A 26,958-nucleotide genomic window follows, 5' to 3' on the forward strand; every position below is an offset into this window, starting at 1 on the left:
ACTGGAGGGATTCCCGATGATAAGACCCTATAGAGCAGATGATTTACCGGAAGTTGTAGCGCTCTGGAATCAGGAGGCGGTCAAGCATCACTACCAGCGATTGACAAATGAATCGTTCACCAGGACATTTATCAAGCAGCCATACTACGATCCGGCCTGTGTGCTTGTTGCTTATGAGGATGATGAGCTTGTGGGGTTTGCAGCAGGCTGCACGGGGGATGATTTGCCGCTAGGCGAGGCTGCCGGGTACATCACCTGTGTGTGGGTGAAGGAAGGCAGCGGCCCGCAGCTCGTGGATCAGCTGGTGGGGCGGCTGGAGCAGAGATTCGTCCAGCTTGGCAAAATACAGGCTGAGGTGCTCTTCTTCAATCCGGTCAAGCTGGGGTGGCATATGCCTTCAGAGCCTCGGCATGAGCATAACAACGCGCCGGGCATAAGCAAGGATCTGCCGTTGTATCGGTGCCTGGTTCAGCGTGGTTACGTGGACCGCGCGACACAGTGCGGCATGTACTTGAAGCTGGGGCAGTTTAACGTACCCGGCGATATTATTGCGAAGGAGCAGCGTGCTGCGGAGAAGGGATATACGGTAGTGCGCTTTGATTCCGCCGTGCATCAAGATCTTAACGGCTTGCTTGCAGCACTGGGCAATCCGCAGTGGCAGCATGAGATTATAGAGGCCGCGGCGGCGGGAGTTCCATTGCTTGTCGCTGCGTTGGACCATCAATGTGTCGGCTTCGCCGGACCGATCATAAGGCAGACGAACGGCCGCGCTTATTTTAGCGGGATCGGCGTGCATCCAGAGCATGAAGGACATGGGCTGGGCAGCGTACTCTTTTTCCGCATGGTAGAGGCGTTCCAGGCAGCAGGTTGCGAGTATTCCACGCTGTTTACAGGCAGCAATAATCCGGCGATCCGCATTTATGAGCGTGCCGGGTTTACGATCGAGAAGCAGTTTTCCATATTGCGAAAGGAGCGATTAGCATGCGTGAACAGCAAACGATCCTAGCCGTTGGTGCTCATGTCGGCGATGTAGAGCTTGCCTCGGGCGGCGTGCTGGCAAGTCATAGTCTGAAGGGCGATCGCATCGTCACGCTGGCGTTAACAGCCGGAGAGCGCGGCGTGCCGGCCGGGCAGGATATGAGGCAATACCGCGAGCAGAAGATTCAAGAGGCAAATGTATTTGCCGAGATGCTGGGCGGAGAGGCGGTCGTGTTCGATTATCCGGATGGCGAGCTTCCCGATACCGAGCAGGTCCGGATGGAGGTATGCGATGTGATCCGCCGCGTCAAGCCGAACGTGATCATTACGCACTGGAAAAACAGCATGCACAAGGATCATGCGCTTACGCATCTTATTGTCAATGATGCCCGTTTCTATGCCAGCATGCCCACGATTGAGCGCGAGCTGCCCCATCATTTCGCGGCCAGACTGTATTACTCCGAGAACTGGGAGGATGCCGTGGACTATGTCCCGTACGTCTACGTTGATTTCGACCAGGCGGCGTTTGATCTATGGATCGAGGCGCTTAGTAAGCATTGGTTCGTCACGGGCAGCAAATCATTCAGGTATTTGGATTATTATAAGGCGTTAGCGGTTGTGCGCGGCTGTGAGGCAAGACAAACATATGCGGAAGCCTTTATGGTTCCAGCTGAAACGATGAAAATTAGACAATCGAGTTTATTATAAAGGCGAGGCTTTTTCACCGCGCGCTGAGAGCTGGACGCTGGGCGGTGTACGAAAAGATAAAGCGGCGTGTTTCTTGGCTTGTCAGCATACCGTCGTTTCTTTACCGCATGAGGAAGCAGCAAGGGACCGGATGCTATAAAGATTAGGAGGCAGCATGAAATGGTACGTAACGGCGTCGATTCGCTACTGAACTATCGTCACCTGCTGGAGGGCAAACGAGTGGGTTTGATTACAACGCCTACGGGCCTTACGGCAGATTTCAGATCGACGATATCCATCGTGCATGAGCATTTTCACTTGGCGGCGATGTTCTCGCCGGAGCATGGCGTTCGAGGCGATTTGGATGCAGGCGCGCTGGTGGATACGTATATTGATCCTTATACGGGGGTGAAGGTTCACAGCCTGTATCGCAAGGACTCCAAGCGTCTCACGCCACAGATGCTGGAAGAGATCGACGTGCTCGTATACGACATTCAGGATGTTGGGGTGCGCTATTATACATTTATCTATACGATGCTGTATGCGCTTGAGGATTGTGCGAAGGCAGGGATACCATTCATCGTGCTTGATCGGGTGAACCCGCTGGACGGCGTAACGGTGGAGGGGAATATATTGAAGCCGGGCTTCAAGTCATTCGTCGGCAATTATGAGCTGGCGGTCCGCTATGGATTGACGGCGGGCGAGGTGGCGATGATGGCGAATGATCAGCAGGGCTGGAAGGCCGAGCTTCATGTGGTGCCGCTGACGGGATGGACGCGCGACATGCGTTTTCCGCAGACAGGTTTGACCTGGGTGCATCCATCGCTGGGCATGCCGCGCTATGAAACGGCGCTGCTCTATGCGGGCACATGCTTGTTCGAGGGAACGAACTGCTCAGAAGGAAGGGGCACGACCTTTCCGTTTGAAATGATCGGCGCGCCTTACATCGAAGCACAGCAGCTGGCCGATGTGATGAACGCGAAGCAGCTGCCAGGTGTTCGCTTCCGTCCCGTGCATTTTAAGCCGACCGTCTCGAAGCATGCAGGTGAGTTATGCGGCGGCGTCCAGCTGTATGTCACAGAAGATCAGCTTATTAGGCCGCTTGAGATCGGTGTCACGCTAATGTTTGCCATTCGGGATATGTATGAGCCGTTTTCGTTCCTACCGCCGATTAAGGAGGGTTCTCGTCCGTTTATCGATCTGCTGTGCGGTGACCGTTTATATCGAGAGACGCAAGCTTCCGCATCACAGCTGCTGGAGCAGTTTGCTGAGGATAGCAGGCGGTTCGCTGAACTGAAAAAGCAATACCACATTTATATGTAAGGGCTGTACAGCGCAAGTGAAGGGGGATCTAAGATGGCCTATGTCATTGGTATAGATGGTGGCGGCACGAAAACAGCGGTAGCAATCGCCTCTGATCAGGGCGAGCTGATCGAGCAGTTCCATGTCGGCGCGATTAATTACAATGGCGGCGATGCCGAGACGATTGCCGCTTCCTTTCAGGAGATGTTTGACCGCATCAAGGCATGCTGTGGTTCGTCCGGCCCGATTCAGCAAATCGTGATCGGGGCAGCAGGCATCAGCAATCCGCAAGTCAGCATAAAGCTCGAGCACAGCGTGCGCAGGCAAGGCTATGAGGGTGCGCTCCGGATAACAGGGGATCAGGAAACCGCCCTGTACGGCGCGCACAATGCGATGCAGGGGATTATTTTGATCGCGGGAACGGGCTCCATCTGCTTTGGGGTCAATGCGAAGGGAGAGAAGCATCGAAGCGGCGGCTTCGGGCATCTGATCGATGATGAGGGCAGCGGCTACAGCATTGGCCGACAACTGCTGTCGGTGCTTGTTCAGGCGGAGGATGGCAGGCTGAGCGATACTGTGATTCCGGCGATGGTCTACAAGCAGCTTGGGCTGCACACGGTGCAGGAAATTATCGGATTCGTATATAGCAAGGAAACGACCAAGAAGAACATTGCTGCCTTAGCGCCAATTATGACAACAGCATGTGAGCAGGGAGATGAACAGGCTCTGCGGATTGCAAAGCGATGTGCGGACAGTCTGCACGAGCTGCTTGTACCCGTGATCGAGAAGCTGGGGCTGCAAGATAGTCCCATTGCCGTGGCTGGCAGTGTGCTGCAACAGTCTCCCTTCGTTCAGGAGGCGCTCGCCAATAAGCTGAAGGAAACGTATCCGAGCACGCGTTTAATCCTGCCGATGAAGAATGCCGCATACGGAGCCGTGCTCATGGCATGTAAGCTGCTGCGAGAGCGTTCAACATGCGCCACACGAACCTCATGGGCGGCGGACGGCAGATAAAAAGGCAGATTGCCGCTGATCCTTATTGGGATCGCAGCAGTCTGCCTTTGTGTTAGGTTTGGTTGGAGCATGCTCACTGCGTCATTCAGTGGACCGGGCCTAATTTGCTATGAATTTGGCTGCTCTATATGCCAGCCCGGTCCCGCCGTTACCTTACAATCAGTTGCGGACGATTACGGTGTGAACGGCCGAGCTTTGCGCTCCCTTGTCATCAGTCACGGTCAAGCGAACGGTGTAGGTTCCCGCAGATTTGTATTTATGCTTGACTTGGGCTTTGGCAGCGGTGCTTCCATCGCCAAAGTTCCAGTGATAGCTGACGATGCGGCCGTCCTGATCATAGGAGGAGCGGGCGTCAAAATTGATGTTCTGGTTTCTCCGCGCTGTGCTAGGAGCGTTGATCAAAGCAACAGGCTCCAGATTTGCCGGAGGGATTGGAGGCTCGGGTTCAGGCTCCGGTTCCTCACCGCTGTTGCCGGCCGCTACATACAGACGTCCCGGCGCTTGCGTCTCGGCAACATTGCCGTAGCCATCCTGCACGCGGATGACGATCACGCCGCCTTCAAGCACGAGCGAGGCTGGCGTTGTATAAGTTCCTTCATAATGCCCCGGGGCCACCTCTTGAAGCGGTATTTCCCCGCGCGACTGGCTGCTTAGCTCAAACGGCAGCTGGATGCTGAAGGATGCCGCAAGCCCAGGCACGCTGTCGAAGGACACCGTTAACGTCTCTCCGCCTGCGATGTGAACATCCTCAGCCGGCGAAACGTTGAGGATTTCCGGCAGCGAAGTGTTGACATAGACGGAGCGAGTGACCGTCGTTTCATTCCGGGCAAGGTCGGTTGCTGTAACGGTAATGATATTCTCGCCTTCATCGACCAGCAAGCGATGGTTAAAGGCGCCGCTCTCGTCAAGCTGCACAGGCTGACCGTTGATGAACAGCGTGTCCAGGAAATCATCCAGTGCGCTGCCGATGATGCGTACAACTTCGGCGTTAATCTGGCTTCCATTCTCCGGAGAGAGAATGCTGAGCTCCGGCGGCGTTTGGTCGAGTGTTACAACTACAGGGAGCGAGCGGTCGGTAGCTCTTCCGTTGACAACAATTTCGGCTGTCAGGGTATTGGCTCCCGGGTGCAGCTCAACATCCAGGGTGAACTGCCCGTTCTCGTCCACCGTTGTCGAACCTGCGGGCTCATCATCATTGTAGATCTGAATCTCCGCTCCGGTGGCTGGAGAAGTTCCTGTCACGGCAATGACAGACTGATTCGTATAGGCGTTCGCTTCAGGCGATGTGATGACAGGTGCATTCACCGGATAGCGCACGATGGCGCGGATCATGTAATTGCCCTCTTCTGCAGGGGAGGCGGACCACGCACCGCTTACCCGCTGCCAGCTGCGCCCGGCATTCGGGCCATTCTCGTCCGTTGCCAGGCCCGGTGCGTTCGGATTGGCAGCCGTTTGGATATACACGATATAGAAATCGCCTTCTGCCGTTACAGGCTCAGGGAATTCCACTACTGTCCATTGATCATTGCGAAGGGCGGTGCCGTCAAATGGTCCAGCGAGCAGGCGTCCCGGGGCACCACCAGCTCCGGAAGCGTCATATACCGCGTATTGGAATGCCGTTCCGCCCGGCGTCGGCCATTCCGTATTCCAGAAGCGGAAGGAGGCGCCGGTAACTTGCGCCACATCTGACTCTGGCGTCATACGGACAGCCCAAGCATTATTAGCGGCGTTAAAGGCTCTTGCATTTTCAGCGGTTCCATCATCATATGCAATCTCTCCAGGGAATCCGATAAACGGCTTTAGTTCAATTGCAACTTCGGCAACGCCATTACCCGGAACGGTAACCTCTACCGTTGTGCTGTAGTAATCGGCTGCCTTGACGGACAGCGTGTAGCTTCCCTCCAGCGCTTCGAGGGTGAAGCTGCCGCTCTCATCGGTGCGAGCCGGGCTTACCGCCGGATCTTCCACCAGAAGAACGGCAGCATCGGCAACCGGTTCTCCGGTGCGCTCGTCGATGACAACACCCTGGATTCGACCCTGCGGGATCGCCTCCAGATTAAAGTTGGCTCTGACATCTCTGCCATCCGCAATCGTGATCGATTGCGTCTGCGGATAATAGCCGTACGCCTCCGCTTTTAATGTGTAGTCACCTGCAACATGTGTGAAGCTGTATCGTCCGGTAGCCGGGTCGGTTTTCACCGAGCGTCCTGTTTCGATCACGGTGACCGTGGCATAGGCCGGCAGGCTTTGCGGCACGATCTCGCCGGTTTTCACAGCGGGCTGCGGCGCAGACGATTGTGCCTGGTTGAACTCGTATTTGTCGGTGCTGGTCACTTTATACCAGGAGTTATCGTAGACCGGCTTTTCTTTGTCCCGGGACAGTTCCAGAACGTCGTTCTTGGTTGCTGTCTCCGGCTCAACCGCCAAGATCCGGAAATCGTCGATGTACCAGCCTGGTCGAACCACACTGTTGTCGGACGTCAGTCTGAAGCGGAATTGCGCCTCATGGCCGATCAGCGGCTCCAGATTGTAGAATACCGGGGCCCACTGTCTGCCGTTCGTGTTGTGGGAGAAGCGGCCCAGCTCCGTCCAGGTGTTGCCGCCATCCTTGGAGGCTTCCACATAACCGAAATCATAACCGCCTTCGATTTCATACCAGTGATTAAAGGTCAACGCAGCTTGAGATACCTCTGTCAGGTCAATCACAGGCGAAACCAGCGAATAGTTGGATCCGTTCTCGTAATTGCTGTCCAGATCCGTGGCCCATACATTCGGAGGCGAGGCCGCCTGGCCTGGTCCGGAGGTCGGAACGCCGCGTTCCCACTCATCATTCGTTCCGGAGTGAGTCCAGCCGTTGTCGCTGTCTCCGTCAAAGGTATCGATGAAGATATCTTCCGGGACGTTCACGGACACCGATACTTCATTGGACTTGGCGCTCTCATTGCCGCTGAAATCGACCGCTGCAACCGCATAGTAATAAGTGGAGCCGGATGCGGTTGTTGTATCCGTATAGGAGGTGGCCGATGCGGAGCCGATCGCCTCATAATCTGCGCCGGATGTGGTTGAGCGGTACACGGTGAAGGAGCTCAAATCCTCATCTTCGGGCGCGGTCCAGGACAGGATCACATTGCCGACGATGTCCGTCTCGGCGGTGAGGTTGGCGGGTGCGCCCGGTGCAACATCATCCAGAGGCTGGACGGAGAAGTCATCGATATACCAGCCGTCTCTTTGCACGGAGCCGTCGCTCGTCTGAACGAACTGGACGAACACGCGCTGACCGCCATAGGAGGTCAGGTCCAAATATTGCAGGCGCCAGTTTCTATCGCTTCCGGTAAAGCTGAACGCTTCTTCAAAGACGAAGTCGCTATCCTCGGAAGCGATATACACCTTGCCGAAATCATAATTGTTCTCGAAATCGTACCAGTGCCTGAAGGAGAGGATCGCGCCTTCAGGACTGTCCGTCAGATCAATCGGGGGAGCCAGCAAAAAGGCGTTGGCATTCGCCTGATAGCTTCCTGCCAGATTGGTCGCAAACAGCTTGTCCCCGGAGTACGCGCTGCCCGGACCGCTTGTTGGTGCCCCCCAGGCCCAGGTATTGCCTGTTCCCCCGGTGGTGAAGCCGAGGTCGCTTTCCTCAAAATCCTGGATGTAGCCAGGCTTCACGCCATTCGATACGGCAACCTTGTACACCTTGCTTTCATAGCCGTTGTTGCCGTAGTCGTTCACTCGAATATAGTACTCCAGCCCTTGCGGCTCGACCAGAAAAGCAGGAATGACGGTCGTATAAGTGCCGGCCTTGCTATCCCCGGCGATGCGCTGCATCGGCAGGTACAAATAGTTATCCGTTCCGGTTGTCTTGGCAAAGGCTTCAACCGAGACCACGCCGACATTGTCTGAGACGTAAGCGGTCAATGGGACATCGATCCCGGTGAAGGCGGAGTTGACCGGCGTATGCTCCAGCACAGGCTCCTCCAAATCGTCGCCAGCCGTCACCACTCTGCCGGATACGGTTCCGATCCCTTCGAGAACAGAGCCGACCGCATCCAGTGCATTGATGATGCCGTGTCCGTAACCGTTATTCGGGGATGTCGGATACTGGCTGTCCGTGCGCGGGGTGGCCGTTTCGGTCATAATCTGTTCCAGCTGATCCACGGTAAGCGAGTGGTTGGCCTGGAGCAGCAACGCTGCCAGCGCAGTCGTATGCGGACCGGCCATCGAGGTCCCGTTCCAGCCGCCCTCATAGCCGCCGCCAGGAACTGCGGAGCGAATGTTGACGCCCGGCGCGGATACCTCCGGCTTAATCTCGCCATAAGGAGACGGGCCGCGAAGGGAGAAGGAAGCGAGATTGCCGTTAATGTCTGTTGCACCGGTAGCAAAGCTTTCCGGATAGTTGGCCGGATTGGCTACCGATCCGGGTCCGCCCGGGTTCGTCAGCGTGGTGTTGCCCGCAGAGAATTCCGGGAATATCTGGGCGTCTCGCCACGCTTGCACCATCGGCCGGAACCATTCATCAAGCCCGGGTCCGCCGCCCCAGGAGTTGTTCACCACATCTGGCGCAAGCTCCGGATGCAGATTGCCCTGAGCATCGACAGGAGCGAGCAGCCACTGGGCACCGTCCAGAATGATGACATCGGTCGTCGAAGGATTGAAGATCCGGACTGCAATCCACGTTGCTCCAGGAGCAACCCCGATGATATTGTCACCGTTCGCTTCAGAGCCGACCATCGTTCCCATCGTGTGCGTCCCGTGACCATCGGTATCGGCAGGGAGTGAAGCGCGGCTGTGCGGGTCATACCAGCTCAGCTCCGGATTGACTATGTTGCCGGAGGCATCCCGTCCACGCCATTTCCGGGCCAAAGCCGGATGATTGTGGTCCACGCCGGTGTCCAGATTGGCCACCACGATGCCTGTTCCGTCAATCCCGCGCTCCCACACTGCAGGGGCGTTAATATAATCGATATTCCATTCCACATTGCTGTTATTGAGTGCGGATTCCGCTGCAGGCTCCTTCGGTTCAACGGCCGTCTGGGCGCCGCTGCCGTTCGCCGGTCTGCCAGCAGCAGGTGCCTGGGCAGCGGCCTCTGCGTCCTTGCTGGCTTTCGGATCATCCTTAGCGCTATTCTGCTTGTGGTCCGGCGCCTGAACGGATTTGTCAATCACCGTTTCCTGAAGGAAGCGTTCTTCATTCGGCAGGATTTTCTCCACCTCAGGCTGCAGGGCCAGATTCTCCATCACCTCTTTGGTGCTGGTAACCGCAAGCGCATTGACGATGAAGAAGCTTTTATATTCTTTGACCTTGCCGCGGTCAATTTCTTGTTCAAGATACTGTTCCAGGGCGTACTGGGTTCGGGAGGCGGTCTCCCTAAGCGAGCTTACAACGGAGGTTCTGACCGACAGCTTGGCGGCGGCCGGCGTCATTTTCTCCACGGCTGCTTTCTCGATCGCTTGTTTGGAGACGCGAGTGGTGTCCACCTGTTCCTTCATTTTTACAAGATATGTGACATATTCATTGTCCTTAAACTGCTGGTTCAGTTTGGCGTTCACTTTGGCGGTCGAAATCTCGGCCAGGCCGGATTTCATGTCGATCTTCTGCGATGCGGGATTTTCAGCAGAAACCGGATGTACCATCGTAAATGCAAGGAGAAGCGACAGGCCCATCGTTAGGGGCTTACGAAATCTACCAACTTTAAACACTAGTATCCCACTCCTTTTACCCGGTTTTTTGAGTAGTAATCATCGAAAATTCCCTATCCAACAACGAAAACAGGAAGCGGCCGCGATTCGCGGGTACAACACGCCCTAGACTTGATAGATTTGATCATCACCCCCTTTACAGGATCGTGAATTTATTGATGGATGCGGGTCTTGGAGCTTATAGCACAGGGATTATAGCCGTACAGAGGAGAGAGACATTCAGACCGTAAGACTGTTTGGTTGATGCATTCTGAGGAAATCAGCAGGCTTCGTCATTGCAGAATCGGCAGAAGGTATAGGATAACGGAGCCATGAAGGATGTTTACATAAACAGACATGGATGAGTGAATCCGGTTGATAGATTTACAAAATGTTATATTAAATTACATATAATATGAAAAATGTTATCTAACAGTAAATTTATGGTATAGTATAAATTCATCAAATGAGATGCACAAGCTATTTTTTTAGAAATTTTTAGAAATATTACCTTTATAATGTCTTGTTCGTTCTAATGACCTTTGGCGAAGAAAACAAGATATTCGTGTTTGTGAAGAGTTTGGTGAGAGATTCGGACAGATGTACCAGGCTTTATAACTAGTTGAGTTTCGTATGTTACATGAAAAAAATGAGAGAGTACCACAATGGTCCGGTTGATGTTGAATTTTAGCGGGAGGAGGGGGCTAGTGCGCATGGATATAACAGAGCTGCCCGGATGTCCGGGCAGCTTCTGAAGACGGGATTGGATTCAGCTCTTGATCGCGCCAGCCGCAATGTCGGAGATAAACTGCTTGCTGACGAACAGGAAGAGGACAATGAGGGGGATTACCGCCAGCAGCGTTCCGGCAATCACCATCGCATAATCGGTCGTATAGATGCCGTTCAAGGAAGCCAGCGCTACCTGAAGCGTAAATTTGCTCTCGTCATTGAGAATAATGAGCGGCCACAGATAGTCGTTCCAGACGCCGATGAAGGTGAAGGCGGCCAGGAACGACAAGGCGGGACGAAGAATCGGCAGCGCTACGTTCCAATACAGACGGAAGAACCCGCAGCCGTCGATTTTGCCGGCATCCAGCAGCTCCGAAGGAATGGACTCCTGGGCGTACTGCCGGATCCAGAATATGCCGAAAGCGTTTACCATTCCGGGGATGATGAGCGCTTTAAAGGTCCCCACCCATCCGAATGTCGCCATAATAACAAAGGACGGAACGAGAGAGAGCTGGGCCGGAGCCATCATGGTCGCAAGCAGGACGATGAACAGCCATTTTCTTCCTGGGAAATCAAATTTGGCAAACGTAAACCCGGCCAGAGAATCAAAGAACAGCACAAGAATGGTGCAAGCGGATGCAACAAACAACGTGTTCAGGAAGGCTCCAAAAAAATCGATGCTGGCCATCACGCGCGATATGTTGTCAAACAGATGCGGTCCGAACCACAGCTTGGGCGGATAGCTGTAAATATCCGAGGTCGTCCGCGTAGCCATCACCACAAGCCAGTAGAAGGGGAATATGGACAGCAGCAGTCCGATCGTAAGCCCGAGGTAGAGCACAAACGATTTTCGAGTGAACATAAGCTTCACCTCCGTAAAATCAATGGTTGGACGAATTCCCCTGCACCATTCTCCAGTTCAGGATGGAGAAAAGGGCAATCAGAATGAACATCCCCCAGCCAACGGCAGCGCCGTAACCGAAATAGTTGTTCACAAACGCTTCGCGGTACAAATACAGCACGATCGTAAGACCGCCGCCGCTCACACCGCCGTCATTGCCAACCAGCACCTGCGGTTCCGTGAAAATCTGCATGCCGCCGATCGTCGATGTAATGACGGTGAACAGTATGATCGGCCGCAGACAAGGAATGGTGATTCGGAAGAACGCCTGCAGGCCCGAGGCGCCATCGATTTTGGCCGCTTCGTACAGGACGGACGGAATGCTCTGCAAGCCCGCCAGATAGATGATGGCGTTATAGCCGACCCATCGCCAGATGATCATGACCGAAATTGCCAGCTGGATGCCCCACGTTTTGTTCAGCCATTCCACTGACTCGAGTCCGACCAGAGACAGCACGTAATTGAGCAGTCCATAGTTATTGGAGAATACCGTTCCGAACACGATCGCAACCGCAACGAGCGAGGTCACGTTCGGCAGGAAGTATCCGATCCGGAAGAACGTCCGAAACCGCATGAACGAGGCATGCAGCAGGAATGCGATGATCAAGGCAAAAAACAGCATCGGAATCGTGGAATAGATCCAGATCAGCAGCGTATTGGAGACGGCGCGCCAAAATTCCGGATCGGTAAGCATAAACTGATAGTTCTTCAGCCCGTTGAAGGACATTTCCGAAATGCCGTCCCATTTTTGAAAAGAAAGAAACATGGAGAATCCAATCGGGAACAGGCCGAATATCGCAAACAAAATATAGAATGGCGAGATGGCCAAATATTCCTTGCGATGCTTCCAGATGGTACTCATCAGCCGCCGATTGTTCCGTGAATTCGTGGCCTCCGCTTGATGCGGCGGCATCGGGGATGGCTCGACAGGTCGATTCATGGGCAGTCACCTCCAGGGGATTCAAGGTTGATACCATACTTGCATTGAAGCCTCAAATGCATATTCCATGCCTTGACTCGGCTTAGCGGAGAAGCTCTTTCTTTACCCGGTTAAGCGCATCCTCCCAGGCTTTCTCGCTGTTCTTGCCTTGCAGGGCGACCATGGATAGCTCCCGGGTCACAATGCCGTTAATGTTCGCATACTTGGCTCCAAAGTAGGCTGGCTTCACATTGCGAGCTGATTCGGTAAATATTTCGCCGGTCGCCTGGCCTCCAAAAAAGGGTTCTTCCACATGCATGGACTCGGCTTCCAGCGCGGCTTTGGCCGACGGAAACAGGTTGATATTGTTGAAGGTCTGGATCTGATTGTCCGGGCTTTGAATCCACTTGATGACCTCAAAGGCTTCCTGCGGATACTCGCTCGACTTCATAATTGCCAGGAACGAGCCGCCATTGTTGCCGTCTCCGCCCGGCGCTCTGGCCACCTTCCAGTTGCCGGTCGTGTCCGGTGCGGCTTGCTGGAGAATCTCCTTCATCCAGACCGCGCCGACAAACGAAGCGATGCGGCCATTGTTGATCGCAGCGTTCCACTCGGAGGAGGAGGTGTTGGCGTTGGCCAGCAGCCCCAGCTCCGAGGCCTTCACGGCCAGGTCCCATGCGGAGCGCATGGAGGAGGCAGAGCTCTCTCCGATAAACTCTTCATCCCGGTCAAAATAAATCGTCTCGGATTGGGCGTTAATCTGGTTGTAAATGTTGCTGATGTTGTCGGTCAGTTTGACCGAGCCGCCGAAATGCTGCTGCAGCTGCACGCCAGCCTCAAAATAATCTTCCCAGGTGGACAGCATACGGTGCACTTCTTCCGGGTCAGACGGCAGACCGGCCTGCTCGAACAGATCGGCCCGGTAATACAAAGCGGTTGGCCCGGTATCGATCGGCAAAGCGATCATGGTGCCTTCGGGCGTGACGCCCAGCTGCCACTTCCAATCGAGAAAATCATCTTCAATCTCGGCGGCCCCAAGCTCATACAGATCGTAGAAGCGGTCGGAGCTGGCGAACAGCTCGGTAACCCAATCGTTAAATGCAACGATATCCGGGCCTCCGGAGCCGGCAGCCAACGTTGTTTTCAGCTTCGATTTGAAATCGCCGCCGATTTTCTGGGCATCGATCCGAATGCCTGGAAACTGCTGTTCTACCGCCTTGAGCAGCCCGTCATCGAGGCTTCGATTCCAGTACCACAGTGTAAGCGTTTTCGTTTTTTCGTTGGACGAGCTTCCGGTGCAGCCGGCAAGCACCAGAATGACTGCACATAACCACAAGCCGATCATCCGGTATTTCCTCACGTTTCATCAGCCTCCCATCCTTTTTGGCTCAGGTACTAATTAATATTATTCATGGATGTCTTTCATGTGAGTAAAAATTATACAGGCATTCGATAGGGAGCCCGTACGCTTGCGGCCTGGAATAATATCCGGCAGGCAGGACAAAATATGACAGAATGATCGAATAAAATCTGTAATCGTATCGGGAGGATAACATGACAACAGCACGCGAGATTATGACGGACAACGTGAGAGTATGCCGGCCGGAGGATTCGATTGTATCGGCAGCCCAAATTATGCGGGATGTGAACTGTGGTTCGGTGCCGGTGTGTGAAGGCAAACGAGTGGTAGGCATGATTACAGACAGGGATATTGTCATTAACTGTGTCGCTGACGGAAAAGACGTCAATGCAGAAACATGCAGCAGCTTTATGACAACCGATGTCATTACGAGCACGCCGGATACGGATGTTCACGAATTGTCCCGGATGATGGCTGAGCACCAAATTCGCCGTATTCCCATCGTTGAGAATGGTGAACTGGTGGGCATGGCTGCCATCGGCGACCTGGCCAGAGTGAACATTTTTGTAAACGAAGCCGGCGATGCCTTGAGTGAAATTTCCGAGCGGACGACGCATTAAGTCTCGGTCATCATGTGGGGGAGTCCGGAAGCGGCTCCCTGCCTAACAGTGACTGCAGCCAATACCAGTCCTCGTTCAGAGCACAAATGGATGATGACGCACATCATAGGACCTAGCGGTGGGTTTCCCGCTAGGTTTTCTTATGCCTGCGAGGAGATATCGGCGCTTTCGCAACGGATCGGGTTGATAAAAAGCCATAAATGATACAGCGCGAATGTCACGGCTACTGCGTGGCCGCTTGTTATTTTGGCAACGTTGGCGTAGTGTAAAATGGAAACGCATTGTTGATGGGAGGCGGAGCATCAATGGATAGAATAGCCATCATCTCTGACATACACGGCAATATTCCGGCGCTTTCGGCCGTGCTGGACGATATTCGCAGCCGAGGCGTGGATGTGATTTATTGCCTGGGCGATCTGATCGGGAAAGGGCCGGATGGGGATATCGCGGTCGATATGATCCAAGCGAACTGCGAACGGATAGTGAGAGGGAACTGGGATGATTTTATCGTGCGTAAGACAGAGGAGGAGGCGCTTCGGTGGCATCAGCGCAAGCTGGGCCAGAAGCGGCTGGATACGCTGGCCAAGCTGCCTTTTTGCATTGAATTTTATATGAGCGGAAAATGGGTTCGCCTGTTCCATGCCTCGCCGAGAAGCGTCTATGAGCGGGTGCAGCCGTGGGATGAGCTGGAGAAGCGGCTGTCGTTATTCGAAGGCTCGGCTTGCTGTTTGTCAGACCGTGAAGCGGATGTTGCCGGTTATGGGGATGTTCACAATGCCTATCTCCAGCATCTGGACGGCAAGACGCTGTTTAATACCGGCAGTGTGGGGAATCCGCTGGACATGCCGCAGGCTTCCTACGTCATTCTGGAAGGCCGTTACGACAGCAGAACCTCCGCTGCACTCAGCATGCAATGGGTCCGGGTGCCGTATGATATTGAGCGGGCGGTGCAGGATGCCGTCTCGTCCGGGATGCCGTTCCTGGACAATTATATTGAGGAATTGCGGACGGGGCGTTACCGCAGCCGGTCCTAGCGGCTCGCCGAATAATATAAACGTCTCACAGTGCTCAGCCCTGAAGCTGCCATCTGTGAGACGTATGATTCGTTGAAGTTTGCTTTAGGATTGTTGATTGCCGGAAGTGCGGTTCTCCGTCGATTGCTGCTGGAATGCTTCGGCAACCTCTTCCTCGGAAATATGGGTTTCATTCTCTCCGGGAATCGGCATTTTGTTTAATTGGGTCGTTTGAACTTCCGCTTTCGTCGGCTGGTTGTTGTTTTCTGTGCTCATCTGGACACCTCCTTTGAATCACAAGCTACGTTTTATTTTGCCAAATATGACATAATATTATACTTTCGAGCTGGATTAAACCGATGGACGGCGCATGGCATGTCCACATGATTTGGTCAAACTAGCAGAGCATCTGCTATGATGAAAGAAACGATTATCAGGGAATGAGGAGAATGAACAACGATGAAAAAGCTGCTGATTTCAGGTTTTGAACCTTTTGGAGGAAGTTCCATCAATCCGACGGAAAGGCTCATTCGGGACATAATGAACGAGACGATCCCGGGTGCGGAGATTCATACGGTGCTGCTTCCCGTTCATTATGATGAGTGCGCAGAGCTGCTGATCCGGGAGATGGAGCGGGTGCAGCCGGATGCAGTGATCGCAACCGGGGTGGCAGGAGGGAGAACGGCTGTAACGCCTGAGCGAATTGCTGTAAATGTGAAGGATATACCGCAAGAAGCATCCCTAACGGACAACAAAGGCGCCAAGCCGCAGGACGAGCCCATCGTGCCGGGGGGGCCTGATGGCCTGTTCTCGTCCCTGCCCGTTCGGGCGATGGTCAATCAGTTGAAGGAGCAGGGCATACCGGCTTCTGTCTCCAACACCGCCGGCACCTATATTTGCAATAATACGATGTATTCGCTGCTGTATCATATTCAGTCCCATGCCTTGCCGGTAATTGGCGGCTTCGTCCACTTCCCGGCTTCAACGGAGATGGCCGTAGACAAACCGTCACTGCCGACACTGTCGCATGACACGATGCTCGCAGCGCTTCGGGTTATTATCGAGACAACGATGGCAGAGCTCGAGTCCAGCCAGGGAGCCGGTCCTGATCTGACCTGATCGGCTGCCGCCTATTCAGATCCCGTTATTCGTCCCGCCTTGGAACAACAAGGCAGGCGATAGCGGGATTTTATATGATTGGCACGTAAAAAATCCCCTTGAAGAATCGCCGGACATCCGGCCATCTCAAGGGGATAGGGAACTCATCACTTCGATTGAATCAAAATGGCGTTGCTGATCTGCCGGCCTGGCGTGGTCAAATATGAGCCGTTGTAGTACAGGCCGCTGGAGGCGCCGCCATCGAGATTCATCGCCTGGTAAGCTCCGGCTTGCTTCATGATTTCAGCCAGCTGCGGAATGGTCGCGCCGCTGGTGGTAAGCAGAATAAGCTTGTGGTCTTTCGTGATGCCGATGGCACTGCGCGCGCCGCCGCCGCTAAGAATTTTCGGATCCTTGAAGCCTTCGTTGCGCACATCAAGAGAGATCTTTCCGTCAGTCAGAAGCCGCGGACCGGCTTGAATGGCGCCCTCAATCCGACCTTCCTCAAAGCGGTCCTTGAATGTCAGTCCAGGCACAATGGTCGCGAGGTTGTTGCGGTCATAGATGAAGATGCTCCGGTTATCTCCCGGGGCTGTCTTCAGAATGCTGCCGCCGCTTGCGATATAGCCGTACGGCGCTTTGAAGGCGCCGGTTGTATAAGCATCAAAGTAAGTGCCGTTGATGGCCGCCAGCGCACCGCTGCGTTTGGCGATGCTGCGAAGATCTTCAACGGCGCCCACCTTGTTATGGGCTAAGGCAACGTCCAGTTTGATTTTGGGATGCAGCAGGGAAACGGTAACGACCTGGGTATTGAACGATCTGGAGCCGACCCGGAACGTTTTTTTGCTGTGAACAACGGGCTTGGCACCGGCGTTAATGAATGAGCCGGACAGTACAGGCAGCACTTTGGTTTCTCCCTGGCTTGTAATGGCAAGGGAAGAGCTGCTTCTGTCCCAGGACAGCTGCATGCCAAGATAACGGCTGATCGGCTGCAGCGGCACATAGGCGGAGCTGCCTTCGATGAAAGGAGCTGCCGGAATTTGTGTTTTGCTGCCATTGATTAACGCGTTTTTTTGTCCAAGAAAGAAGGTCAGTTTGGTTCCCTCTCTCGTAACCTCGATCTTTTTCTCCGCAGCCTGATAATTAGCTTTAACCCCTTCAATCTCCTTCAACAGTCCTACAGGAATAAACGATTGGCTGTTCTGGTTAACATACGCCATCATTTTGGGCGTCTGACTTGCTGTCGCCGGTGTGGTCCAAGCGAGCAGCAGCAATGCTGCTGACAGCATGATCGCTGTAATTCTTCTACTCATCTCTGGTGTTCATTTCCTTTCATTGTAAACTATAGCCTCTGCACATTCCTTTTATATCGGCTTTCCGAAATGGTTAGTTTAGGCAAAAATCAGGTTGACTTTTAACTTCATGTCTTGTATGGTTAATTACATGAGTAACTAACCAATGTGGTAATGGGTAACTCGAACGACGAAAGGGTGAGAAGATGGCATTCCAGATTGATGACAGCCGCCCTATTTTTATGCAAATTGCCGACAAAATCGAGGATGACATCATAGAAGAGCGACTGCCTGAGGAAACGCAGGTTCCGTCCACGAACCAGTTTGCGGCCTTTTATCAGATCAATCCGGCTACTGCCGCCAAGGGGGTAAATCTGTTGGTAGATCAGGGGATTTTGTATAAGAAAAGGGGGATTGGCATGTTTGTAGCGACGGGTGCGCGCGAGAAGCTGATTGAGAAGCGGAAGCAGGAGTTTTACGAGCACTATGTGGTCACGACGGTGAAGGAAGCGGCGAAACTTGGAATTACGACTGAACAATTAACAGACATGATTCGCAGAGGGGGAAGCGGACAATGAGTCAAGCGGTGGTCGAGGTTCGGCAGTTGTGCAAGTCTTATACGGATGTCACAGCAGTGAATGATGTGAGCTTCCGGATGGAAGAGAATAGAATATATGGGTTCCTTGGCCGAAACGGCGTGGGGAAAACAACGATCATGCACATGATTACTGCACAGTTATTCCCGACGAGCGGGGAAGTGAAGGTGTTTGGGCAGAGCCCGTACGAGAACGAGGCGGTCCTGCGGAACATCTGTTTTATTAAAGAAGGGCAGCGGTATCCGGATTACTTTACAGTCAAGGATGTACTGGATGTGGCATCCACGATATTCCCGAACTGGGATGCAGCGTATGCCAACGAGCTGATGGAGGAATTTCGCCTGCCACGGAAGCGGATTGTGAAGAAACTGTCCCGAGGGATGCTATCCTCGGTCGGAATTGTGGTCGGGCTTGCCAGCCGGGCGCCGCTTACGATTTTTGACGAGCCGTATCTTGGCCTGGATGCCGTTGCAAGAGAAATGTTCTATGATCATCTGATTGAAGATTACACTCGTTATCCGCGCACGGTGGTATTGTCCACGCATCTGATTGACGAGGTTAGCCGCCTGCTGGAGCACGTCATTGTGATCGACCAGGGGAGAGTCATTCTTGATGCAGAGAGTGAGGAGCTGCGTGGATGCGCCTGCACGGTGGTCGGTCCTGCGGACAAGGTGGAGGCTTTTGTTCAGGGCAAAAAGGTCATTCGACGTGAGCCGTTCGCTTCCATGATCTCGGCGACGGTGATGGGAGAGACAGGGGGCGCCATTCAGCAGGAGGCCGAGCAAGCGGGCCTGAAGACTTCGGCTGTGTCCCTTCAAGATCTCATTGTCAGTTTAACCAGAGTTGAAAAGGCGGTGAACCGGGGATGAACCAGGTAAACAGAGTCATTCATATTCACATGAAACAGAAATTAGGCTGGTTCTACCTGCCGTGGGCAATTATGATGTTCAGTTTTATCGTCAATCTGTTGATCGGTTTCATAGTCAATGGGGAGAAGTTCTATACTGGCGGGCTCGCCACGATGTTTATTTACATGTTTGTCGGTGCACTTATAGGGGTTGTGCAACTGTTTCCATTTTCGTTAGGCTTCAGCATTCGACGAACCGACTTTTATACCGGCACGGTGATCCTTATAATCGGGATCAGCATATTTACCGCTATTCTGCTGCTGCTTCTGTCTTCGCTTGAGAACTGGACCAATGGCTGGGGGGAACGCATGCATTTCTTCCATCTGCCTTACTTGAATGATGGATCGATCCTGGCTCAATTTACCGTGTTTGCCATTCTGCTGATTACGTTCGCGATGCTGGGAATGCTGATAGGCAGCTTCTATCTCCGCTACCGGGGGCTGAAAACCTTTATATTCCTGGCAGGGATTTTCATCCTGCTGTCGGCAGCCGGCGTGATTGTCACAGCCTTTGACGGGTGGATGCCGGTGTTCGAGTGGTTTATCGGCAAGACTGCGTTTGAGCTGTCGCTATGGTGTCTGCCAGGGGCGCTGCTGATGGCGATCGGCTCACTCTTCATGCTTCGCAAGTCCACGGTGTAATCCGGGGAGCTTGTCCCAACAACAGAATCGAAAGATAGAGAAAGGACGAATCCTAAAGCTCAGGCCGAGCGGGATTCGTCCTTTCTGTCGATCAAGAAATGTTATGACGGTTCGTTATGGTGGTCCTGGTCAGCGTTGTCTTGGACCCGGGTCCGGTTCCGTTCGGCCTTTATCCCGCCCAGTGTCATGCCCTCGGGAAGGCTGATCCACGGGTGCTTCGACACCCCGATGCGCTGGGAAGTGTATATTCCCGAGTGGCCGGAGCACAGGTAGCTGATGATGCAGGCCATGAACATGTAGACGGCGCCGTCAGCGCCGAACAGTTCAACGCCCATAATAAAGCAGGCGATCGGTGTGTTCGTTGCTCCGCTGAATACCGCAATGAAGCCAAGCGCGGCCAGAAATGGGGCGGCCAAGCCAATCCAGCTTGAGAGGGAGCTGCCAAGCGTAGCCCCGATGGCAAACAGCGGGGTCACCTCACCGCCTTGGAAGCCTGCCCCGAGCGTCAGGGATGTGAACAGCATTTTGCCGAGCGAATCAAGGGGAGTGGCTTCGCCGGAAAACGCCCTTTCAATCAGGGGGAGCCCCAGCCCGAGATAATCGCGGGTTCCGACCAGATAGACAAGTCCGATGATGATCACGCCGCCTGCTGCGCTTCGCAGCATCGGATTGCTGAATAGGTAGCTGAATCCCTTCTTCAAGGCATGTGTCAGCTCGCTGAACATTCTGCTGGCCAGACCGAACAGCATGGAGACAAGCAGCACCTTCAGGAAGACAAGCGGTTCGAATGCGGGAACGCTGCCCATCGGGTAGTGGACATGGATTACGCCCCAGAGCGATTCCGCCGTGAAATGTCCGATCAGGCTGGATATAAAGGCTGGCAGCAGCGCCTGGTGGGAGATCATCCCGATCGCCAGCACCTCCAGGCCGAACAGGGTACCGGCAAGCGGGGTTCCGAATATGGAGCCGAAGCCGCCGCTGATGCCGCAGATCAGCAGTATTTTACGGTCAAGCTTGCTCACGCGGAATCGCTTGCCGAGCCATTCGGTCAAGCTGCCGCCCATCTGTACCGCAGTGCCTTCCCGGCCGGCCGAACCGCCGAAGAGGTGCGTGACCAGCGTCCCGACTAGCACCAGCGGAGCCATGCGCAGCGGAATGGATTCTTGCCCCCCGTGAATCTGTTCAATGATCAGATTGTTGCCCTTGGCACTGTTCAGACCATATTTGTTGTACATGTAGCTGACGGCCGCTCCGCCGAGTGGCAGCAGAAACAGCAGCCAGGGGCTGCCGAGGCGCAGCTCGGTCACATATTCGAGGCTGTACAGAAACAGCGCCGATGCGCTCCCGGTCAACAGCCCGGCAAAGCTTCCCAGCACCAGCCACTTGATCCATGTGCCAACGACGGAGGTGAACAGCCGCCCTCCAGAATGGTTATGATTTGTTGTGGTCACTAATTTTCACCTGTTTCATATATCAAATCTTACCGGAGGCAGCTATGTGTTGACCTCTCTACTCCGCGATCTTCCCGTTGTCCTGGGACTTTAATTCCTCGGTGAAAACATTATCCTCCAACATGGTGAGTTTGTCACCATAAACTCTGTCGATATGATTCTCTCCCCAAGCGCACAAGGCGTCCAGAATTCCCTGAAGACTCCATCCGTATTCACTAAGCTCATACTCCACTTTGGGAGGAACCTGGTTATGAATGATGCGGTTGATGACCCCATCCTGCTCCAGTTCCCGCAGCTGCTGTGTCAGCATTTTCTGGGTGATCTGCGGCATCAGCCGCTTCAGTTCACTGGTCCGTTTCCGGCCGCGTGTCAAATAACATAGAATGACGCACTTCCATTTGCCACCGATCACGTCCAGGGCGGCTTCGACGCCGATGTTGTATTTTCTCGTCTGCATGCGGTTTCCTCCATTCTTTATAGGCACTAAAAAGTATCTACGATACTTCAAGGTAACTATGTTACAAAAAAGTACGTTCTTCACACTTCGCACCGTTGGTACCATAATAACATTTGCATGCTGATTGAAACCATACCCCATCATTATACAGCTGTATATAAACGGGCAGCTTGACGCGTCCGGAAAGGCGACGCGGCCTGCTGAAGTTTGAAGTGGAAGCTCAAGAGGCAGCAGGATCTAACAGAAGGCGGCATGCTGTACATCGCGTGCCCATACACATATGGAGGGATTAAGTAATGAATATACAAGGCTTGAAAGATACAACAACGTTATCCAATGGCGTTCGGATGCCCTGGCTGGGACTTGGCGTTTTTAAAGTAGAGGAGGGTTCCGAAGTGGTTGGTGCCGTGCGAACGGCGATCATGAACGGGTATCGCAGTATCGATACGGCAGCGATTTATGGGAATGAACAGGGGGTAGGACAGGGAATCCGGGAAGGACTGGAAGCTGCGGGACTTGAACGGAATAAGCTATTCGTCACCTCGAAAGTGTGGAATTCCGACCTCGGGTATGAAGCGACGCTGGCTGCATATGAACAAAGCCTGGACAAGCTCGGGCTCGGTTATTTGGATCTGTACCTTATACATTGGCCGGTTGAAGGGAAATATAAGGAGGCCTGGCGCGCGCTGGAAACGCTGTATAAGCAGGGCAGGGTGAGAGCGATCGGAGTCAGCAATTTTCATATCCATCATCTGGAGGAACTGATGAAAGATTCAACCATCAAGCCGATGGTCAATCAGGTGGAATATCACCCCAGACTGACGCAGAAGGAGCTGCATGCGTTCTGCAGGGCGCACGGAATCCAGCTGGAAGCCTGGTCACCACTGATGCAGGGGCATTTGCTGGAACAGGAGGAACTTCAGGAACTCGCGGCGAAATACAACAAATCGGTAGCCCAAATTATTTTGCGCTGGGATCTGCAAAACGGCGTTGTGACCATTCCGAAATCGATTCGAGAACATCGCATCATCGAGAATAGCGCAGTCTTCGACTTCGAGCTGACCGCTGACGAAATGCGGCGCATCGACAGTCTGAACCAGGACCGCCGGGTCGGTCCGGACCCGGATAACTTTGATTTTTGATCACCTGCCCTTTACGCAAGTGTCGTCGTGTGGCTCTTCTGGTCTCGGGCGGTAATGAAGGAAATCGGGAGGGGCCCCTATATTAAAAGAAAGGAGAGATCTTGATATGAATTTGGACTTGAAGGGAAAAGTCGCATTGGTAACAGGCTCGACTTCCGGCATTGGCAAAGCGGTTGCGATGTCGCTTGCAGCCGAGGGAGCGTCCGTCATTGTTAATGGAAGACATGAGGACAAGGTAAAACAAACCATTCATGACATTCACGCTGTGCATCCGGATGCCGAGATTCGTTATGTTGTGGCGGATCTCGGTACGGAGGAGGGCTGTCATCAGGTAAGGGAAGCCGCCCCGGTCGTTGATATTCTGATCAATAATCTGGGGATTTTTGAACCTGCTGCGTTTTTTGATATTCCGGATTCGGAATGGTTCAAGTTTTTTGAAACCAACATTATGAGCGGGGTCCGGCTGTCCAGGCACTATCTGCAAAATATGATCCATCGTAATGAAGGGCGGGTCATCTTTATAGCCAGTGAGGCCGCGATCATGCCTTCCCAGGAGATGGCGCATTACAGCGCAACCAAGACGATGCAGCTGTCTCTTTCCCGGAGCTTGGCCGAACTGACGACAGGAACCCGCGTAACCGTGAATACTGTCATGCCCGGATCCACGCTTACGGAAGGTGTTGAGAAGATGCTGGATACGCTGTATCCGGATGAGGATCTTTCGATCGAAGAAGCCGAGCAGCGGTTTATGAAGGAGAATCGGCCGACTTCCATTATTCAGCGATTGATTCGGCCGGAGGAAATTGCGGATTTTGTTACGTATCTCAGCAGTCCTAAATCCTCGGCGATTAACGGCTCGGCGCTGCGCATCGACGGCGGCTTGGTACGAAGCGTATTCTAAGCAATTGCGTTGCTGTGAACAGACTCCGGGCCGATCAGATGGATTGACAGTGTCGCTTCCCGGGCATGGAGCAGCATCCTGGGCGGCAGACCGCTCAAGCCTGTAATCCAGGGATCCGGAGAACATAAGGGAGCATGGGTAATGAACCGTCCCACGCAGTGAAGCTGCGCTTGCGGACGGTTTTTTTGTGCTGCAACGACCTCCTTTGGTGCAAAGGGGAATAAGTAACAAAATAATTATATAGTAATTATAATTACGTTTAAGAGAAAATTATAATTGACTTTAAGAGTAATTATAAATACTCTATAAAGTAACAGTGTGGATTCGAATCATCGAATAACCACGCTGAATCTAGCTGTGAAGGGAGAAAGCCGGAATGTCACAGGTTCATATGCTGCAACCGGATATTCATACGCTTCATGGATTTTTCAGCAGGGAGCTGGAGCCGGCCCTATATATTCAGTCCGGGGATACTGTCGTGTATCAAACCTTAGATGCAGCTTGGGGGCTGGAGAAACGGGTCGCCCCAGACGCGCCGAGAACGAAGTTTACGGAGCGCAAGCCGGAGCGGCAGGAGAAGCAGTTCGGGCATGCGTTATTGGGGCCTGTCCATATTCAGGAGGCTAAACCCGGACGTACATTGGAGATTCAGATTAATGAAATCGTTCCCGGATCGTGGGGATGGACCTCTGCCGGAGGGTTTCCGAGCGATTGGAACGAGAAGCTGGGCATGACCCGTGCCAAAGAAGTGACGCTGGACTTTGAGTTGGATGCCCAGACAATGACGGGCAGGAGCCAGTTCGGAAATTTCAAGTACAGCGTCGGCCTGAAGCCATTCATGGGGATCATGGGCATGCCGCCGAAAGAAAGGGGTCAGCATACGACTTTCGTACCGCGCCCCTATGGAGGAAATCTCGATTGCAAAGAGCTGACGGCTGGCAGCACGCTGTATCTGCCGATTCCGGTGGATGGCGGGCTGTTCTCCACCGGGGATGGACATGCGGCTCAGGGGGACGGCGAAGTTAGCGGTCCCGCCCTCGAATGCCCGATGGAGAAGGTGTGTCTAACCTTTCATGTCCGAGACGACATGCCGATAACGATGCCTAGAGCCAAGACGAATGCCGGCTGGCTTACGCTGGGGTTTCATGAGGACCTGGAGGAAGCCATGTGGATGGCATTAAACGGCATGCTAGATCTCATGACCGAGCTTTACTCTATTTCAAGAACAGAGGCGTATGCCTACGCCACCTTGACGGTGGATCTGCGGGTAACCCAGATCGTCAATACCCTTAAGGGCGTACACGCCCTTTTACCTTTTGGGGCGCTCAGGTGAATGTGTAAGGGGATGGCTTCAGATGGATGAAATCACGGAGATCACGCTATTAAAATCATACTTCATTAAAATAAAAAACAGTTCTAAGGAGGCCTAAGGTATGCAGTTACACGAGACTATGGTCAATAACCAAGGGGTGCATATTCACGTTACGGAGGTGCATCGGGATCTTAAGAACAAACAAGCCTCGCTGGTCATCATCCCGGGATTGTCCGAGTCGGGCGAGGACTATATCACCATGATGGAGAAGCTGTCCCCCCGGCATATCGTTGTGGTCACGCTTCGCGGCCGGGGCCAAAGTGATTCGCCCGCTTCGGGATATACGCTCGCGGATCATATTAGCGACATTGATGCGGCGATTCGTCATCTTGAACTTGAGCAATTTGTGCTCATGGGATACTCCCGGGGCGTGTCCTATCAGTTAGGCTACGCGGTTCAGAATCCGGAGCGCATTCAAGGCCTGATCATCGGAGACTATCCCGCGGTTCATACCGAGCTGCCAGCGGGATGGGTGGATTTCTTCGCCTCGCTGCCTCCTTGGAGAGGGAAGAAGCTGTCTGATCGTATGAAGACATCAGCTTTACAGGCACTGCAACGGGAATCGACTAAGGCAGACATGTGGAACGACCTAACTCGGTTGACTTGCCCAGTCCTGATAATCCGTGGCGTAAAACCACATCCCGGGTTATCATTAGAAGCAGTGGAACAATATAAGCGAGTTCTGCCTCAGGCAAGAATCGTGGCGTTTGAGGAGCATGATCATAATCTTTTTGAACCGGATGCGGATCTGTTTGTCCGCACCGCAGACTCTTTCCTAACCAGCCTTTAGGAAGAACCATGAATCTATACTAAAAAAGGGTGTAAGCACTTGGACAATCTGAAGCTGAATGTGTCACTGTTACGACAAAGGGTTCCAAACCTGACCAGTGCAGCCAAATCTGTCGGATTACGGCCGGCCACAGTCTCCAACTTATGCACAGGGAAAATTCCCGTTGGCCGGGCGGAAGTCCGCACCATTGCCGCATTGGCATCTCTGGCAAAATGCAGCCTGGATGAACTGATTCTGCGCGGGGAAAGCGTGGAGATGATTGAAACGGGCATCAAACCACTGGATCTATTTGCCCCTTTGGCAAAAGGCGGTACTGTGGGTCTGGTCGCCCGCCCCGGAATGGGACAGCTGGTGCTGCTCGGCGAGCTGTTTCACCGGTTTAAGCAGGACGGGTACGCCACCATTCTGTTAAAGCCCAATGGGGAGTATCCGGAGCTGGAGGATATGCTGGATGACGTTCAGCATGTTACCCATTCGATCGATGACACCTACAATCTGATCATGGAGATGGGAACAGGGGCTGAGATTATGTTCGCGGCCGATCGCGAGCATGTGCTGACAGGCGAAATCTATGAGCTTCAGGAGCGGCTGCAGCAGGAGGGCATTCACAATGTGACCACGTTTCTGGTCGACCTGAAGGGAGCTGTTGTCGACGACGACATGCCGTACGGGCCGCTTGAAACGCTGTGGGTATTCGATGCCGATTTGGCAGCAAGGCATAAATTTCCGGCGGTCCATCCGCTTCATTCCACCTCCTCTGTTCTGGAGGGCAGCCATCTGGATCAGCTGCATCATATCGTTCAACAGCGTGCACAGAAGCTGCTGCGGCGTTACCGCGAGCTGCGCTCCCTTGTCAATGTCCGGGGCGTTCAGGGCATCCCGGCGGCAGAGCTTACGGCTTATGCGCGTGGAGAACGGCTGGAAGCCTATCTTACACAGCCATTTGTAATTGCTGAGCCATACACGGGGATAAAAGGGGTGCGTGTCGCGCTTCACGATACGCTGAATGATGTGCAGGCGATTCTGAACGGCAGTGTGGATCATCAGGCGGTGGAAAGCTTGACCTGGATCGGTCAATTGCAAGCGTAGCCGGTAAGAAGAGCCGCCGATGCTC

At 53.6% G+C, this 26,958-nt stretch carries 23 protein-coding genes; 15 read left to right on the top strand and 8 right to left on the bottom strand.

Going from position 1 to position 26,958, the window contains the following annotated elements:
• The first annotated feature begins 16 nt into the window (after positions 1–16).
• The 4 genes from MKX64_RS20585 to MKX64_RS20600 all read left to right on the top strand — a co-directional run bounded on the left by MKX64_RS20585 (position 17) and on the right by MKX64_RS20600 (position 3,981).
• Positions 17–1,006, top strand: coding sequence for a GNAT family N-acetyltransferase (locus MKX64_RS20585; protein ID WP_095265412.1), 990 nt, complete (start codon positions 17–19; stop codon positions 1,004–1,006).
• Positions 982–1,686, top strand: coding sequence for a PIG-L deacetylase family protein (locus tag MKX64_RS20590; protein WP_095265411.1), 705 nt, complete (start codon positions 982–984; stop codon positions 1,684–1,686). The genes MKX64_RS20585 and MKX64_RS20590 overlap by 25 nt, the downstream gene beginning before the upstream one ends.
• A 159-nt stretch (positions 1,687–1,845) precedes the next feature.
• The gene (locus MKX64_RS20595; RefSeq protein WP_341037202.1) at positions 1,846–2,988 is read left to right on the top strand and encodes an exo-beta-N-acetylmuramidase NamZ family protein; all 1,143 of its coding nucleotides are present in this window, start codon (positions 1,846–1,848) and stop codon (positions 2,986–2,988) included.
• Between the two features lie 33 nt (positions 2,989–3,021).
• Positions 3,022–3,981: an N-acetylglucosamine kinase gene (locus tag MKX64_RS20600; RefSeq protein ID WP_155618447.1), complete on the top strand. Its 960-nt coding sequence runs from the start codon at positions 3,022–3,024 to the stop codon at positions 3,979–3,981.
• A 159-nt stretch (positions 3,982–4,140) separates the two neighbouring features.
• Here MKX64_RS20600 and MKX64_RS20605 read toward each other — a convergent pair whose 3' ends face one another.
• The 4 genes from MKX64_RS20605 to MKX64_RS20620 form a co-directional block, all read right to left on the bottom strand.
• The gene (locus MKX64_RS20605) at positions 4,141–9,675 is read right to left on the bottom strand and encodes a S8 family serine peptidase (RefSeq protein ID WP_341037203.1); all 5,535 of its coding nucleotides are present in this window, start codon (positions 9,673–9,675) and stop codon (positions 4,141–4,143) included.
• A gap of 748 nt (positions 9,676–10,423) precedes the next feature.
• Positions 10,424–11,245 (bottom strand): carbohydrate ABC transporter permease, encoded by an 822-nt coding sequence (locus tag MKX64_RS20610; RefSeq protein WP_095265407.1) that lies wholly within the window; start codon positions 11,243–11,245, stop codon positions 10,424–10,426.
• A 19-nt stretch (positions 11,246–11,264) separates the two neighbouring features.
• Complete coding sequence (locus tag MKX64_RS20615) at positions 11,265–12,197, bottom strand: carbohydrate ABC transporter permease (protein WP_176475438.1); 933 nt, start codon at positions 12,195–12,197, stop codon at positions 11,265–11,267.
• A 109-nt stretch (positions 12,198–12,306) separates the two neighbouring features.
• Complete coding sequence (locus MKX64_RS20620) at positions 12,307–13,563, bottom strand: ABC transporter substrate-binding protein (RefSeq protein ID WP_244908171.1); 1,257 nt, start codon at positions 13,561–13,563, stop codon at positions 12,307–12,309.
• Between the two features lie 194 nt (positions 13,564–13,757).
• Here MKX64_RS20620 and MKX64_RS20625 point away from each other — a divergent pair, with 194 nt between their 5' ends.
• Positions 13,758–14,183 carry a CBS domain-containing protein gene (locus tag MKX64_RS20625; protein ID WP_095265404.1) on the top strand — a complete coding sequence of 142 codons (426 nt, stop codon included), beginning with the start codon at positions 13,758–13,760 and terminating at the stop codon, positions 14,181–14,183.
• A gap of 305 nt (positions 14,184–14,488) precedes the next feature.
• Positions 14,489–15,217, top strand: a complete 729-nt coding sequence (locus tag MKX64_RS20630) for a metallophosphoesterase family protein (RefSeq protein WP_095265403.1) — start codon at positions 14,489–14,491, stop codon at positions 15,215–15,217.
• A gap of 84 nt (positions 15,218–15,301) precedes the next feature.
• Here MKX64_RS20630 and MKX64_RS20635 read toward each other — a convergent pair whose 3' ends face one another.
• Positions 15,302–15,472 carry a hypothetical protein gene (locus MKX64_RS20635; protein WP_176475434.1) on the bottom strand — a complete coding sequence of 57 codons (171 nt, stop codon included), beginning with the start codon at positions 15,470–15,472 and terminating at the stop codon, positions 15,302–15,304.
• Between the two features lie 183 nt (positions 15,473–15,655).
• Between MKX64_RS20635 and pcp the strand changes: the two genes are divergently transcribed.
• A complete protein-coding gene (gene pcp / locus MKX64_RS20640) occupies positions 15,656–16,315 on the top strand; it encodes a pyroglutamyl-peptidase I (RefSeq protein WP_095397353.1) in 660 nt (219 codons plus the stop codon).
• A 146-nt stretch (positions 16,316–16,461) separates the two neighbouring features.
• On the opposite strand, the gene MKX64_RS20645 is transcribed toward pcp, so the two are convergent.
• Complete coding sequence (locus tag MKX64_RS20645) at positions 16,462–17,607, bottom strand: phosphodiester glycosidase family protein (RefSeq protein ID WP_341037206.1); 1,146 nt, start codon at positions 17,605–17,607, stop codon at positions 16,462–16,464.
• 185 nt (positions 17,608–17,792) lie between these two features.
• On the opposite strand from MKX64_RS20645, the gene MKX64_RS20650 reads away from it, so the two are divergent.
• From MKX64_RS20650 to MKX64_RS20660, 3 genes are read left to right on the top strand one after another with little or no spacing between them, the layout of a single operon-like run.
• Positions 17,793–18,164 carry a GntR family transcriptional regulator gene (locus tag MKX64_RS20650; protein ID WP_095265400.1) on the top strand — a complete coding sequence of 124 codons (372 nt, stop codon included), beginning with the start codon at positions 17,793–17,795 and terminating at the stop codon, positions 18,162–18,164.
• Positions 18,161–19,051 (top strand): ABC transporter ATP-binding protein, encoded by an 891-nt coding sequence (locus MKX64_RS20655; RefSeq protein ID WP_095265399.1) that lies wholly within the window; start codon positions 18,161–18,163, stop codon positions 19,049–19,051. The genes MKX64_RS20650 and MKX64_RS20655 overlap by 4 nt, the downstream gene beginning before the upstream one ends.
• On the top strand, positions 19,048–19,731 hold the full coding sequence (locus MKX64_RS20660) for a hypothetical protein (RefSeq protein WP_095265398.1): 684 nt from the start codon (positions 19,048–19,050) through the stop codon (positions 19,729–19,731). The genes MKX64_RS20655 and MKX64_RS20660 overlap by 4 nt, the downstream gene beginning before the upstream one ends.
• Positions 19,732–19,832: 101 nt before the next feature.
• On the opposite strand, the gene MKX64_RS20665 is transcribed toward MKX64_RS20660, so the two are convergent.
• Positions 19,833–21,182: a voltage-gated chloride channel family protein gene (locus MKX64_RS20665; RefSeq protein WP_095265397.1), complete on the bottom strand. Its 1,350-nt coding sequence runs from the start codon at positions 21,180–21,182 to the stop codon at positions 19,833–19,835.
• Between the two features lie 58 nt (positions 21,183–21,240).
• Positions 21,241–21,639, bottom strand: coding sequence for a winged helix-turn-helix transcriptional regulator (locus MKX64_RS20670; RefSeq protein ID WP_095265396.1), 399 nt, complete (start codon positions 21,637–21,639; stop codon positions 21,241–21,243).
• Positions 21,640–21,935: 296 nt separating this feature from the next.
• Between MKX64_RS20670 and MKX64_RS20675 the strand changes: the two genes are divergently transcribed.
• From MKX64_RS20675 to MKX64_RS20695, 5 genes are all read left to right on the top strand, one after another.
• Positions 21,936–22,781 (top strand): aldo/keto reductase, encoded by an 846-nt coding sequence (locus MKX64_RS20675; protein ID WP_341037208.1) that lies wholly within the window; start codon positions 21,936–21,938, stop codon positions 22,779–22,781.
• 106 nt (positions 22,782–22,887) lie between these two features.
• Positions 22,888–23,682, top strand: coding sequence for an SDR family NAD(P)-dependent oxidoreductase (locus MKX64_RS20680; RefSeq protein ID WP_341037209.1), 795 nt, complete (start codon positions 22,888–22,890; stop codon positions 23,680–23,682).
• 376 nt (positions 23,683–24,058) lie between these two features.
• The gene (locus MKX64_RS20685; protein ID WP_155618438.1) at positions 24,059–25,015 is read left to right on the top strand and encodes an acetamidase/formamidase family protein; all 957 of its coding nucleotides are present in this window, start codon (positions 24,059–24,061) and stop codon (positions 25,013–25,015) included.
• Positions 25,016–25,115: 100 nt separating this feature from the next.
• Positions 25,116–25,844 carry an alpha/beta fold hydrolase gene (locus MKX64_RS20690; protein ID WP_144029259.1) on the top strand — a complete coding sequence of 243 codons (729 nt, stop codon included), beginning with the start codon at positions 25,116–25,118 and terminating at the stop codon, positions 25,842–25,844.
• A 39-nt stretch (positions 25,845–25,883) separates the two neighbouring features.
• Positions 25,884–26,933 (top strand): hypothetical protein, encoded by a 1,050-nt coding sequence (locus MKX64_RS20695; RefSeq protein ID WP_341037211.1) that lies wholly within the window; start codon positions 25,884–25,886, stop codon positions 26,931–26,933.
• The last annotated feature ends 25 nt before the right edge of the window (positions 26,934–26,958 follow it).

The sequence above is a fragment of the Paenibacillus sp. FSL M8-0334 genome, assembly GCF_038000405.1.
In the GTDB taxonomy this organism is placed as follows: Bacteria; Bacillota; Bacilli; order Paenibacillales; family Paenibacillaceae; genus Paenibacillus_AQ; species Paenibacillus_AQ campinasensis.